The organism is Vibrio sp. Y176, assembly GCF_033438945.1.
On sequence record NZ_JAWOQS010000006.1, the window covers coordinates 152,411 to 165,229 of the forward strand.

Sequence of the window (12,819 nt, forward strand, 5' to 3'; positions counted from 1 at the left end):
CAAATTTATTGGAGAAGCGCGGTAGAGGTATCCCCTCGCTCTCTCACCATTGCCAATGCTCGTTCTAGGTTTTTATTTGCCAGTTCATAGTAGGCAGGGTTCTTATCAATAGCCTGTTGTAAATAAGGAATCGCCTCTCCTGGTTTGCCTTGAAGGATCAAGAAATAACCAACATTGTTGAGCGCTTCGGGTTCTGTCATGTGTCGACTAAAAATACTCAGAGCTTGTCGTGGCTGATCTTTAGCTAAAGCAATGAGACCTAAATTATTGATTCCCCTCTCATCTCCTGGCTTGATACTTAGTGCGGCTTGAGTAAAGTGCGCCGCTTTTGAGTAAGCTTTTTCCATGTAGTAGGAGTAGCCAAGGCTGACCAAAGCGTTTACGTTTCTTGAGTCAATATCCAACGCTTTTCGAATTAACGCCTGCGCAATATCGTGGTCGCCACGAATGTCGTAAAGCACACCTAGACCGGAGTAAGCAGAGACTGGTGATTTATCATCATAGCGATATGTTGCAACGCTCTCAGCAGTAATGTTGTCTTTAGTGATGGTAGGATCGCCATCCATGCGAATTTGGTCAGCATTCAAAGCGCGTATGTAGTAGCTTTTCCCGACGTCCTTTTCTCCACGCTTCGTGTATAAAGTACCAAGCTCAGTCAGGGAGCCAATATGATCGGGGTTCTCAGCCAAAGATGCTCGAAATGATTTATCGGCGAGTTCTGAATTCTCCCTAGCTAAATGGATGCGACCCACGGTGTACAAGGTTTTATCTTTATGGACCGCATTCGGGAAAGAGAGCGAGCGAATATATTCATACAAGGCTAAGTCGACATTTTTGTTGCTTAATGCAATATCCCCTCGTGAGATTGCCTCTTCCTCTGTTTTGGGAGGTTCATCATTAGTGAGAGACTCAACGGGCTTACCTGAGTACAGCGTTGAATCGAAATCTGATGACTGTTCAGTTGTTGAACATGCGGTAAGCACCAACAACGAGATGATGACGTATTTCTTAATCCACATAACGATCCCTATTTTGCTTTTTAATTAGAAAATGCCTCAGCCAATGAAATTAACGCAGGTCCGATAGCCACTATAAAAAAGCAAGGCCAAATAAATAGCACCATTGGAAACATCATTTTGACTGGGATTTTTGCAGCAATTTCTTCTGCTGCTTGTTGACGCTTATCCCTGTAGTCTTCGGTATATTCACGCAAGGAGTTGACTAAACTCCCCCCTATTCGAGAGGCATGGCTAAGCATACTTACCAGCCCCATTAATTCTTCTAACCCTGTCCTTAATACTAGCTCCCTCAGCGCTTCTGGCATTGGTTTGCCCGCTTTAATTTTGTTGCACACCGTATCGATTTCATCGGCAAGCTCTGGGTGAGAGATAACCAGTTCATCTGCAACCCGACGCAACGCTGCATTAAAGCCAAGCCCTGATTCGGTACAAACCACCAGCAAATCAAGCATGTCGGGCACACCTGCACGAATCGCTTGCTGACGCTTGTTCACCATTCGACGCAAAATAAAATCAGGAAATAAAAGCCCAATAAATACGGATAACGCCATATACGTGTACAGGTATTTAGATTCCGGAACCGAGAAATACACCAGTGCCGCCACCATCACACCTAAGATCGTCGTGACCGATTTAATGGCATAAAACATCGATAATGCATTGCTTTCATGAAACCCAGCATGCATCAGTTTATTGCGTGTCGTTTGGCGCTCTTTTTCACTGGTTGGGGAAGTTAAAGGCGCTAACGACTCCAAGGTGTCTGACATTTTTTTGTTGTGATGAGAGACTTCTTTCTTATCACCAGACAATTCGGCTAACTTTCGTTTAATTGGCGAGTTAACCCCGATAATTATCGAGCCTAACGTCATCACAACCAACACTGTAGTGATGAGGATCAACCCCATAAGCAGTGTTTCTTGGCCGACAGCAAAATCGTTTAACCATCCTTGAATACTTTCCATGGCTACACCTCAATATTGACGATTTTACGAATCCAAAGCGTACCGATAAACAACGCTACCATCCCACCAATGACCATTTTGATCCCCATTGGATGCGTGTGGAGTAACTCAATATACTCAGGTCGAACAAGGGAAATGATGACGTATAAACCAAAAGGCGCTAATACTAATACCCATGCCGACATTCGAGATTCCGCCGAAATGGTTTTTATTTTTCGAGCAAGTTTGAAACGAGCACGTAGGATATGGGAGAGCTTCTCAATGTTTTCGACTAAGTTACCACCCGTTTCCTTTTGCAGTAACACCGCACTGGAAAAAGCAAGCATAGATACGGTAGGAGTTCTCTCCGACATTTGCATAATCGCCAAGCGGAGGTCATAACCATAGTTGAGTAAGTTAAAGGTATTCATGAACTCAGGACCAAGCGGTGCACTAACCTCTCTGCCTACTTCTCCAAACCCCTGCGTAATTGGCTGCCCTGCCTGCAAAACTCGCTTGATGATATCGAGAGCCTCTGGCAGTTGCTCTTCAAATTTCATTAAACGATCAGCAATCCTTTTCTGTATGTAGAAGTAAACAGACACCCAGCAAGCAAACGCAACGCCAGCACAGAGGTACCAAACTTGCCCGAACAAGAACAGAAATAGACCAACAGCAGTCCCTCCGAGGAATGTGAGGAAAATAAACCGACTGAACCCCATGTGTATCCCAGCCAGTTCCAACTTCTTCTTAAAGTTATCGAACAGGCTAAACCTCACAAGCCATCGCTCTAATGGCGATAGATTCTTGAGCGAGTTTTCCCTTAATAAAGAAATACTCTCTTGATCAATATGTTTATGGCTTTCGTGTATACGCTTGATTAATTGCTTATGCTTAACCTTTTTACCCGCAGAAGGCAGAATTAACGCTTGGCTAATAAAGAATACGGACAAAAACAGCAGTACAAGAAAAAGGGGGAATTGACTATCCATAGCAATCTCCTAACGGGCTTTTTCATTGAATATTTCAAATGGTACGTCTAAGCCTCGTTTTACTAATTGGTCATGGCAGCTTGGTACAATCCCTGTAGCCATGTAATCACCTAACACATTGCCTTCTTGATCGACCCCTCTTCTTTGGAAGGTGAAGATCTCCGACATGGTAATAACGTCACCTTCCATGCCATTGATTTCTTGTACGCTAACCATGCGACGTTTACCGTCTTCCTGACGATCCATTTGCACAACAATATTGATGGCCGACGCGATCTGCGCTCTCAAGTTTTTTGTCGACACATTCCACCCTGCCATCGAGAACATATTCTCAATCCGGCTCAACGCATCTCTTGGTGTATTCGCGTGGATAGTAGCCAAAGACCCATCGTGACCCGTGTTCATTGCGGATAGCATATCCACCGCTTCTGAGCCACGAACCTCACCAACAACTATCCGATCGGGACGCATACGTAGTGAGTTTTTTACTAAATCACGCTGAGAAATTTCACCCTTACCCTCGATATTGGAAGGACGTGTTTCCAAACGGATAATATGTGGCTGTTGGAGTTGTAACTCTGCTGAGTCCTCAATGGTTACAATGCGTTGGTCGCTAGGAATAAAGCTCGACAAAATATTTAGCGTGGTTGTTTTACCAGAACCTGTACCTCCAGAAATCAGGATATTCATTTCCCCCACAACCGCCGCATTAAGAAACTTCGCCATTTCAGGAGACAACGATCCAAGTTCTAATAGGTTATCCATATTCAAACGTTCAACAGCAAAACGTCGAATAGAAACTGAAGGCCCATCAATAGCAAGAGGAGGTATAATCGCATTAAAACGTGAGCCATCTTTGAGTCGAGCATCCACCATGGGTGAAGCCTCATCGATCCTTCGACCCACTTGGCTTACAATACGGTCGATAATATTGCGCAAATGGCGTTCGTCTAAAAAGGTGTGCGGTGTTTTCTCCAACTTACCAAAACGTTCGACGAAAATATTTTTCGGGCCATTTACTAAGATATCTGAGATTGTTTGATCTTCAAGAAGTGGCTCAAGAGGCCCTAGGCCGAACACTTCATCTTCAATTTGATGTATTACGCGGTTTCGCGCTTCTGAACTCAATGGGTGTGTTTGATCTTCCGCAATGAGCTGAACAACCGCTTCGCGCAACTCCTCTTTCGCGCGATCTTCTTGCAAGTGCGATAGAAGCCCGAGATCCAAGGTATCCAGTAGTTTCTTGTGGTAGTAGTGTTTTATCGAGAGATCTTGTTCTAATTGCTTTTTCTGCTCCTCGATCGCTTTCATCTTGGCTTCTACCGGCGACAAAGACTTTTGCTCATCTGACGAGTCTTCATCAGATTTTGCCAACTCGACATTCACAACTTTGGATTCTTTTGTTTCATCTACGGAATTGAAAGAACTCCCGACGCCTTTCCGTTTGAAAAACATAACTCCCCCTTACTAAGAAAATAGTTTTTTTATCCAACTTTGATTCTCTTTGGTCGGACTTTCTAATAAGTGCGATATTTCAGCCAAAGACGCTTTCAGCGCACTATTTTTCTTAGATTGAACAATTGGGTTGCCCAAATTAGCGCTCTCGATAGCAATAGCAAAGTTATTAGGTACTAAGTGTATTGCATGTCCACTAACCGCATTTTCAATGTCTTTCAACGATATTGTCGATTTCTTTTCAAAACGATTAACAATTAGTTCAACCTGATGACTACTTAAACCATAGTCTAATTCTAAAGAACGTATATAACTAACAGCATGCTTCACCGAGGTAACATTCTGTTGCAGAATCAAAAAAACATGTGTTGCCGGAGAAACAATTTGTTGGTAAACGTGCTCAACGCCATGAGATAAATCCACAATAATATGTGAGTAAAACTGCCTCAAAATAGGTAATAATTTACTAACTTGAACCGCATGCTTGTAATTACCTTTTGGATCATTTTGGTTAAAACACAAATAATTCAAACCTGAAGGATGCTGGTAGACTAGTCCTTCTAGTGATAATTCATCTAAATCATTAACAGAATCAATCACATCATTAATATTGTATTTAGGCTTACAGTTTAAATAATCAGCGGCATCACTAAACTGCATATCCAAGTCAACGAGCAACACTTTACTCTTAGCATAGCTTGATAATTCTATTGCTGTATTAATAGCCAAAGTGGTTGCTCCAGAGCCGCCTTTTGTATTAATAAACAATGTTAGATCGCCCATTTTCTTATTGGCAATCTTTTCATCCGCGGTAGATTTTAATAAAGGATATAGCTCGCCAAAATCAACCGAACGAGACAAATAATCTGTTGCCCCAAGCCTTAATGCCATTTTGAGGGATGCAGTATCGTTCTCGTCGCCAAATACAATCAAAGCGGTATGATTATGCTGTAAACTGCTGTCACTAGAATAAACATGAGCCACTTTCTGAGCCCAGCTTTCACCGGTTTCAATATAAATGAGATCAGGAACTTGCTTATTTTTCACAAAGTCCAAGTTAAAGGTATCTAGCTCTATCCAATCAATATTTAGATTTACACACCTTGATAGTTCATCAGCAATGTGAATTTTAAAATTTGATGTAGAATAAACTATCCAAATAATCAAGTTAGTTTTTAAACTTTTATGTGTTTCATTATCCATTTTGACTGGTTTCAACATAAAGCTACTCCGCGGAACAATCCGAATAAACAGCTGGGTTATCAGCTTCAGGCTTTAATACACCTAAGCTTTCTGCCGGCAATACAGTTTCAAAAGCAGGCGTTTTTCCTACTGCACTAATAAGCGCAGCTAACACAAAAAACTTAAATTCATAATCAACTGCTCTTGCTTGAACATATTTTATTTTTGAAAACTGAGCATCTAACACTGTAGATGCTGCAGGTGGAGTACTCAAAAAATCCGACACATCAACAGTTGCACCTGTATCGTCTAAATATTCGATTTGTAAATTATTAGCGGTAAAACCTGAAGGATATAGACTCTCCAAAGCTTGATGATTAGGTATTTCATCACGTTCAGAAATAAAACAAACCGTGGCAAGTCGTGCCGCTCGCCTGGTAATTTCGTTGACCATTTGCACTGAATAAAAGTAGATTGCAAACTCAATAATCATGAACAGTACTAACATTACCGCAAGTGCAATTAACGAAAACTCAACTTGGGTCAGTCCTTTCTGTTTCCTTATCCATTGTTTCATGGGCTAGTCCTCATTGACGCAGAAGAGCCAATACTGAAAGCCAAAGAGGTTCCGGTAAAAGGTAAGGTTGAGAAAATAGGCTCATAATTATAAGTAGCCGATATGGTGACAACCTTATTGGTGTCCGTTGGTTGAGTCACAATAATGTCAGCAGCTTCAATATAGTCGATTACCGGCGTACCAACGCCACTCGGCGTGCCATAGATCACCACATTTTTAATATCAGATTCTTCAGCTATGCCTTCAAAATCTAACGTGCCATAAGTATCAACCACGGCATACCGTGCGCCATTTTGCAACGCTTTGTTGACCTCTGTGTATTGAATAAAAGCTCGGCTCACGTCGATAACTAATACGGTCAGCATCAGTAGCACTGGCAATGCAAGAATAAACTCTATAATTGCCAGTCCTTTCTGGTTAGCCATCTTTTTCATCTGATGCTTTCTATTGGAGTACATCATATTAAGACCCTCCACTTGACGGGTCTTTGTATAGAACGATTTTGTATGGCCCAACTCCATCTTCATCCGGATCTACCCCAGACGACGCATTTTTTACCGTACAATCCTCTAGAAACTGACCGAATATTTCCGATTCATTCCCCTTGTTTTGCACTTCCTGAGTAACAAAAAAGCATCCTAGGCCCAGTACTTCTAAATCCATCTTGCCGCCTTTTTTTGGAGCTTCATCACAACGAACGATCGGCACTCGTAATACCCTTCGATCGGTTTTCCCATCCGCTCGGTAATATTGCGACTTGCACGCGCCAGGCCCCCCCGTACAAGCGGCTAACCCTTCGACATAATCGGCATAATAAAACGCATCGTTATCAACGGCCGGATCTTCCGCATCCTGATATTGTTGTTGGTAATTGTCGTATGTTACGTTGGACTCTTCGATGTACTTATCTGAAGTAATGCCTTCATCTGGCTTACCCCCATCAAATCTCGTATTTAGACCTTGAGCTACTGGTCCCGTACCTTTACCAGTCTCTGTTGTGACTAAATCACCGACTGTTATGCACTCCTCAGTATCCCCTGCCAGCATTTCTCTTACTGTATTTTTACCGGAACCAAAGTCTAAAAGGTGGTAGTTACCCGAACCAATGCCACCATCCGTGTGCCCTGATGGTTTCAATACATGAATAGTGTCAGCATCTCGATCTTGTGCGCCATTGTAGTTTGGGTTTGAAGAAGGAATGTATCCCCACGCCAGATCCGCTGAGCCTACATCGCCACACATAGCAATAGGCGACACGTTACATGTAGTAATGCTTGGCGCACTTGGTCCTGCAACAGCACTTGCTGACACCCCTTTGTCGAGCCCAAACATGCCACTTAAATACTGTGTCAAAAGAACATTACTAACGGCAACACGAACATAGATGTCGCTGTCACTGCCCAAAGAGAACTCTCCAGCTTCAACAAATGAGCCTTTAGCGTTCGAATTTGAGAAAGTTACATCTATGTTTTCCCCCGTGTAAACTAATTCTTGGTTACCATCAGACGCAGCAGAATGAGTCAGAGCATCATTCGCCGCTTGCGTCGCTAAACTAAGCCGCTCAGCCAAATCTGCCGCGTCGGTCCTTTCATCGACGACAACCGCAGCCGCTAATGCAGCGGAGTCGACCGCGTTTTGTAGTCTTGTTTTATTGAGTACTTGGTGATTCAAATCAATACCAAAGGCTGCAACACCAAGTAAAAATAATAAAACTAAACTAATTAATACCAAGGTAATCCCTTTCTGAGCTCTCCTTGGCGCTATATGCATATTCCTTCGCATAGCCCCTCCTAAGTGAACGTATCACTTAATCATCTTTGGCTACCCCATTGTTGTTATATACCTCTAAGCTAACTTGTGTGCGCTCACCACTACCTTCCGGTAAGTAGCCCAAATTCTCATACCAGGCTTCTGGATTCAGAGTTTGTTCAGCGCGCAGCTGGCTAACCGAGATACCAAGCTCGGGGTCATTCGCACAGCCAAACAAGCCGAATGATGTGAAACAAATGGTCATTATCATTATGCTTTTCATCTTGTTCTCCCACTTATAGACTGTGCCCAAACTTGCCCTCAGAGCCACCTTCTGACGAACCGTATTGAATAAAATTGTTGTTAGTATCTTCTTCACTAATGTCGTTTAGCTGGTACCTATCGAAATCCAACTCAGCACCTTTACCAAGCAAATAGAACTCCACATCGTTTGGAGCAACAAAACCATCTGTTGGTAGCGTGATTCGACGTCGATCAATTGGGGTTGCTAATCGAGGAGTAACCAGAATGACTAGTTCTGTTTCCCCAGAGGTAAATTCTTCACTCTTAAACAAGCGGCCTAACACAGGTAGATCACTCGCACCAGGTATACCATTCGCAACGTTACGCGCGTTTTCACTCAATAGCCCCGCAATGCCAATGGTTTGACCATCTGCTAGCTCAATCGTGGTACCAGCACTTCGTTTTGTGATTGGTGGAATAAAGAAAGTGGCATTCACTTCGTTTGGATTAAACGTCAACACACCAGAATTGGAAATTTCACTCACATTGACGTTCAGTTTGAGATTGATTCTCTTATCACTCAAAATAAACGGAACAAAGTCGAGTTGAACACCGTACTCTTTGTAGTCGATGGTAATACCATCTTCATTTGGTACTGGAATTGGGAATTCACCACCAGCGACAAACTCGGCTTGCGTACCACTTAATGCGGTAAGGCTAGGCTCTGCCAGCACTTTCGCTACGCCATTTTGCTTCGCCACATCAAGCGCAAAGGTAAACAAGGTATTACTGTCAATAAACGATCCGAGAAAACCGAAATCTTCGACTGTTGGGACGTTCAAAATCGGTCCAATGCCATCAATACCGCCACCAGCAGTCGTACCACCCCAAGTAAAGTCCCCACTTCTTTGGAAAAAGTGGAAGTTTGAGTCGAAGCGTCTTACAAGTGTGCGCTGTACTTCGGCAACGGTAACTTCTAGCGTCACCTGCTGAGCACCACCAATAGAAAGTAGATTGATGACCATACTTTCATCATCTTTAGAGCTATCATCTTCTTCATCTGCCGCTTCACCCAAAGCAAAGGTTTCAGCAATTTTGACCGCAGTGTCCATGTTTTGCTGACTGCTGACCAAGCCTCTAATTACCACTTTTTCTTGCGCACTGTGCACTTCGATATTTTCATCCGGCAAGAACTGATAAAGCTTCGACTTAAGCGTATTTAGATCATGCGTGACTTCTACGTTAAACTGCTCAATTAACCGGCCTCTGCGATCCCACACCGACACATTCGTGGTACCTAACTTCTTACCAATAAGAAACAGCTCGTTCGATCTGAGCACTAAAATATCCAAGACTTCTGGATCCCCTAACGTCACTTTCTTTGCTTGGCCTGATATCATCAATTGAGTTGATTGGTGATGTGCAACGGTTACGACTTTTCCTGACTGCGCCGTAGCTGCGTTAACAGACAAGCTGACGAAAAGTAACTGGCTAACAAGTAATATTATTGTTTTCATAATTCACCTAATTGCTGACTCGGACACTGGATGCCTGAGATCCCTTAATAATGGTCACACTAGGTCGTGGCGTGTATTTTCTTGCTACAACAGGTTTATCCACTTCATGAGGGTTGCGCAGAGCAAGCTGTATATCGCCTTTGCTGTTCGCCGATAAGAGCTTTTCTGCCTCTTTCGGTGTTACTTCTAAAGTCACAGCGCGTACAATCACGGGTTTGTTATCGTTCGTTTTGGCTGTTTGGTCCACCGCAAGCACATTGATATTTTTAAGCACTGTTTTTGTTGTGGCGTTTTTACCTTGTCCATAACTCACTGTATTCAGGACATCGACCTTGTTGCCTGGTAACAAAAAACCTGCCACACCGATAACGTCATTTACGCGAATAGTGATTGCTCGCTTGTTTTCTGGAATTAATGCAGCAAGTGTTGCGCCTTCACCAGGTAGGGCAAGGCGATGAGGGTTAACAAGTTCACCCGCGTAAATAGTATTGGCAACGATTCTTCCCAATGCCTGTTCTTTTACTTTCAATGTTTCATCATCTATCCAGTCCACTTCCATGAGCTTAGTAGACAAATGTTTCTCAGAGAGAATAGTTCCTGGTTCTAGCTCCATGGCGGCAACTAAAACGGGATGCCTTTCGACCTCCTCTAACTCGACTGTTGGTTGGTTTCTGCCATCCATCCATTGTTTAGCTATCAACACGGCAGCAAGGCCGAAAACAATGGAGAGTAGCAATAGCATGATGACTTGAGTCCGACTCATAATTTAGATCTCCCTATTCATCCACTGTGAAATACAATCCCCAGGCACGAGTTAAAATGTCTGATGAGACGACTTTTCGTTTTCCTTCAAAAACGAGAACGTCTCTGCTAATGCCCAAAAGATCTTTAGGTAAGCATGGATAATTAGGCATTTTATTTTCACGGTGCAATTGATTTAATGTGTCAAAGAATTCAGGCGACAACGCGAGTTGCAAGTCTTTGGACAGCGATAACCAAAGCGCTTTATAGTCATCATCACCAAGTGGCTTAAACTCAATTTTGTACCCCAGACGGCGTAAAAAAGCAGGGTCAGCAATTTTGCTTGGTGCAAAATTGGATGAGAATGCCAAAGTAAGCATAAATGGCACCGTTACTTGTTGACCATTTGGCAGCGCCAGATGGTCAAATAAGTATTCCATTGGAACGATCCATCTATTTAGCAAGGCATCAACAGGCATTGACTGACGACCGAGATCATCAATCACTAAGATTCCGTTGTTAGCCATCATTTGAAGTGGCGCAATCCATACGCGATTATGCTCGCTGTGGTTTACCTCAAGCATCTCCAATGTCAGCTCACCGCCCACTTGAATGTTTGGTCTTTCACAAAGAACCCAGCGTTTGTCGTAATGGGTTTCCAACTTAACGAAAACCTGAGAATGGGAGTTGTCTAAACGACGGTGATGATGCTCTGAGAACACTTTGATGATGTTGCCATCGGCATATACGGCGTAAGGAATAAACACCGAAGTGTTCATTGCATTGAGCACTCTTGATGCAACGTAACTTTTACCAGTACCCGCGTGGCCGTAAAGCAACAAAGCTCGTCCAGAGTTGATAGCAGGTCCGAGAACAGGAACTAAGTGATCCGAGCCAAAAACATCAGATAATGCACGCTCTACATCGATACGGGTAACAGGGTTTTTGCGTAGATCTTGTCCTTCAACAACGGTCCAATACTCTTCCAAAGAAACTGGAACAGGACCGATATACGGATCTTTTCTATATGCAATGTCTGCTTCCGCAAGTCCTAATTCCGTTAGACTATAACGAATGTTCGAGTACGAATGGTTTAGCTTCTCAGATGTAGGCTGATATACCTCAACCCAGCTTCGTTTCCTCAACTGCGCCAAAGCAAGTTCAACAATATTTGAAACCACGCATAACCGCTGTGTTAACTCGATCAAATCACATTTCGGATAAGCTGACAGGTGTTTCAACACTAAGTTTTCAACGACTGAAGCCGGTATGCCAAGACCTTCTACCGATGAAGGTACTTTTGGTGGATTTATTTGTGGCACGAGTTTTTCCCAATACACAGAGCCCATCACACTTCCCCTCCTTGAAGTTGCTTAGCCAACTGATGCTGCATGCCATTTATTATTTTTATTTAGTGGGTATAGGAAAAATAAGCTAATCCAATTACGATTATCGGCGCGAATGGAATGACCAACGGCTTACTGGACCTAAAACCTGGTGTTACTTTTTCTAAGCAATACCCTTTAATCTGATGTGATAGAGCAACACTAGTCGATGACACATGTAGCATTAGATAAAAAATGCCGACAATGCCTCCAGCGAGTATTATCCCGGTAGACGCTTCCCCAAGGTTACTCAATCCCAACCATGCCCCTATGACGGCGAGTAACTTAACGTCTCCTCCGGCCATTACTTTGAAAAGATACAGCGCGAAACACACCGCAAACGCAACCAACCCACCATATAAATGATCCAAACCAGTTGTGGCTGGGTTGTAAATTACGTTTGCAGTTACTGCAACTAAAAGCATAAGCACCGCTTTATTCGGTATTCTGTGTTTCTGTGCGTCTGAAACTCCAATCGCAATAAGTAATGACCAAATAAGTAACTCAGAGATCAACATTAAGATGTACCAGCGTCTTGACCAGCTCCCTCTATTTCATCTGCTACGTCTTCAAACTTGGTTGCTAAATCGTCCCAAAAGCCAGTACCTAACATTGCAGCGACGATCAATGCCGCACCTAGGATATACTCCAAAAGTGTTAGCCCCTCTTCGTCTTCCATGAAGTCCTTGATTAGATTGCGAAAGTTATCCATAAGATTATCCCCTTTATTTAACCAAATCTCGCTTGTCCATGACGCAGGTATCATATACACCCGAATCATGCTTAAACATTAGTCATCAAGAATTAGGGGGGTTAGGACTTTTTTGCCAAAGGTTAGTACTTTCTTGCCTGTCTGCGCTTCAGAGACGAAATGTATCATAAATAAGACACATCACTGTAAGCTATGTGACACATTTCACACTTGCAGTATGACTATATAAGCCTAAGCTTAATAAACGAAAGGGTGAGGTCTGAAGCTCAAGGAATGAGGCTCGACTGACCTCAATGCATACTAACA

14 protein-coding genes are annotated in these 12,819 nt (G+C 43.1%); all 14 read right to left on the reverse strand.

Annotated elements, in window-relative coordinates; genetic code table 11:
• Positions 1-5 precede the first annotated feature (5 nt).
• Positions 6-1,019: a tetratricopeptide repeat protein gene (locus R7O13_RS16210; RefSeq protein WP_005386465.1), complete on the reverse strand. Its 1,014-nt coding sequence runs from the start codon at positions 1,017-1,019 to the stop codon at positions 6-8.
• Between the two features lie 20 nt (positions 1,020-1,039).
• Complete coding sequence (locus R7O13_RS16215; RefSeq protein WP_005386462.1) at positions 1,040-1,981, reverse strand: type II secretion system F family protein; 942 nt, start codon at positions 1,979-1,981, stop codon at positions 1,040-1,042.
• 2 nt (positions 1,982-1,983) lie between these two features.
• Positions 1,984-2,952 (reverse strand): type II secretion system F family protein, encoded by a 969-nt coding sequence (locus tag R7O13_RS16220; protein WP_046875024.1) that lies wholly within the window; start codon positions 2,950-2,952, stop codon positions 1,984-1,986.
• 9 nt (positions 2,953-2,961) lie between these two features.
• Positions 2,962-4,407, reverse strand: coding sequence for a CpaF family protein (locus R7O13_RS16225; RefSeq protein ID WP_005386456.1), 1,446 nt, complete (start codon positions 4,405-4,407; stop codon positions 2,962-2,964).
• 12 nt (positions 4,408-4,419) lie between these two features.
• Positions 4,420-5,628, reverse strand: coding sequence for an AAA family ATPase (locus R7O13_RS16230; RefSeq protein WP_005386455.1), 1,209 nt, complete (start codon positions 5,626-5,628; stop codon positions 4,420-4,422).
• A gap of 4 nt (positions 5,629-5,632) precedes the next feature.
• Positions 5,633-6,166, reverse strand: coding sequence for a TadE/TadG family type IV pilus assembly protein (locus tag R7O13_RS16235; RefSeq protein WP_005386454.1), 534 nt, complete (start codon positions 6,164-6,166; stop codon positions 5,633-5,635).
• The gene (locus R7O13_RS16240; RefSeq protein WP_031781046.1) at positions 6,163-6,627 is read right to left on the reverse strand and encodes a TadE/TadG family type IV pilus assembly protein; all 465 of its coding nucleotides are present in this window, start codon (positions 6,625-6,627) and stop codon (positions 6,163-6,165) included. Before R7O13_RS16240 ends, R7O13_RS16235 begins: the two co-directional genes overlap by 4 nt.
• A 1-nt stretch (position 6,628) precedes the next feature.
• Positions 6,629-7,948 carry a pilus assembly protein TadG-related protein gene (locus tag R7O13_RS16245; protein WP_137282334.1) on the reverse strand — a complete coding sequence of 440 codons (1,320 nt, stop codon included), beginning with the start codon at positions 7,946-7,948 and terminating at the stop codon, positions 6,629-6,631.
• A 25-nt stretch (positions 7,949-7,973) separates the two neighbouring features.
• Positions 7,974-8,198 carry a hypothetical protein gene (locus R7O13_RS16250; RefSeq protein ID WP_031781045.1) on the reverse strand — a complete coding sequence of 75 codons (225 nt, stop codon included), beginning with the start codon at positions 8,196-8,198 and terminating at the stop codon, positions 7,974-7,976.
• A 13-nt stretch (positions 8,199-8,211) separates the two neighbouring features.
• Entirely contained in the window at positions 8,212-9,675 is a 1,464-nt protein-coding gene (locus R7O13_RS16255; protein ID WP_318304272.1) for a type II and III secretion system protein family protein, read from the reverse strand.
• A gap of 7 nt (positions 9,676-9,682) precedes the next feature.
• Positions 9,683-10,438: a Flp pilus assembly protein CpaB gene (gene cpaB, locus R7O13_RS16260; protein WP_005386448.1), complete on the reverse strand. Its 756-nt coding sequence runs from the start codon at positions 10,436-10,438 to the stop codon at positions 9,683-9,685.
• Positions 10,439-10,451: 13 nt separating this feature from the next.
• A complete protein-coding gene (locus R7O13_RS16265; RefSeq protein WP_165401630.1) occupies positions 10,452-11,765 on the reverse strand; it encodes an AAA family ATPase in 1,314 nt (437 codons plus the stop codon).
• 62 nt (positions 11,766-11,827) lie between these two features.
• Positions 11,828-12,319 carry a prepilin peptidase gene (locus tag R7O13_RS16270; protein ID WP_412125716.1) on the reverse strand — a complete coding sequence of 164 codons (492 nt, stop codon included), beginning with the start codon at positions 12,317-12,319 and terminating at the stop codon, positions 11,828-11,830.
• The gene (locus R7O13_RS16275; RefSeq protein ID WP_318304273.1) at positions 12,319-12,513 is read right to left on the reverse strand and encodes a hypothetical protein; all 195 of its coding nucleotides are present in this window, start codon (positions 12,511-12,513) and stop codon (positions 12,319-12,321) included. Before R7O13_RS16275 ends, R7O13_RS16270 begins: the two co-directional genes overlap by 1 nt.
• Between the last annotated feature and the right edge of the window lie 306 nt (positions 12,514-12,819).

What these genes read in the sequence shown, in the direction of transcription:
- R7O13_RS16210 (WP_005386465.1), bottom strand. Translation starts at nt 1,019, where the DNA reads ATGTGGATTAAGAAATACGTCATCATCTCGTTGTTGGTGCTTACCGCA.
- R7O13_RS16215 (WP_005386462.1), bottom strand. Translation starts at nt 1,981, where the DNA reads ATGGAAAGTATTCAAGGATGGTTAAACGATTTTGCTGTCGGCCAAGAA.
- R7O13_RS16220 (WP_046875024.1), bottom strand. Translation starts at nt 2,952, where the DNA reads ATGGATAGTCAATTCCCCCTTTTTCTTGTACTGCTGTTTTTGTCCGTA.
- R7O13_RS16225 (WP_005386456.1), bottom strand. Translation starts at nt 4,407, where the DNA reads ATGTTTTTCAAACGGAAAGGCGTCGGGAGTTCTTTCAATTCCGTAGAT.
- R7O13_RS16230 (WP_005386455.1), bottom strand. Translation starts at nt 5,628, where the DNA reads ATGTTGAAACCAGTCAAAATGGATAATGAAACACATAAAAGTTTAAAA.
- R7O13_RS16235 (WP_005386454.1), bottom strand. Translation starts at nt 6,166, where the DNA reads ATGAAACAATGGATAAGGAAACAGAAAGGACTGACCCAAGTTGAGTTT.
- R7O13_RS16240 (WP_031781046.1), bottom strand. Translation starts at nt 6,627, where the DNA reads ATGATGTACTCCAATAGAAAGCATCAGATGAAAAAGATGGCTAACCAG.
- R7O13_RS16245 (WP_137282334.1), bottom strand. Translation starts at nt 7,948, where the DNA reads ATGCGAAGGAATATGCATATAGCGCCAAGGAGAGCTCAGAAAGGGATT.
- R7O13_RS16250 (WP_031781045.1), bottom strand. Translation starts at nt 8,198, where the DNA reads ATGAAAAGCATAATGATAATGACCATTTGTTTCACATCATTCGGCTTG.
- R7O13_RS16255 (WP_318304272.1), bottom strand. Translation starts at nt 9,675, where the DNA reads ATGAAAACAATAATATTACTTGTTAGCCAGTTACTTTTCGTCAGCTTG.
- cpaB (WP_005386448.1), bottom strand. Translation starts at nt 10,438, where the DNA reads ATGAGTCGGACTCAAGTCATCATGCTATTGCTACTCTCCATTGTTTTC.
- R7O13_RS16265 (WP_165401630.1), bottom strand. Translation starts at nt 11,765, where the DNA reads ATGGGCTCTGTGTATTGGGAAAAACTCGTGCCACAAATAAATCCACCA.
- R7O13_RS16270 (WP_412125716.1), bottom strand. Translation starts at nt 12,319, where the DNA reads ATGTTGATCTCTGAGTTACTTATTTGGTCATTACTTATTGCGATTGGA.
- R7O13_RS16275 (WP_318304273.1), bottom strand. Translation starts at nt 12,513, where the DNA reads ATGGATAACTTTCGCAATCTAATCAAGGACTTCATGGAAGACGAAGAG.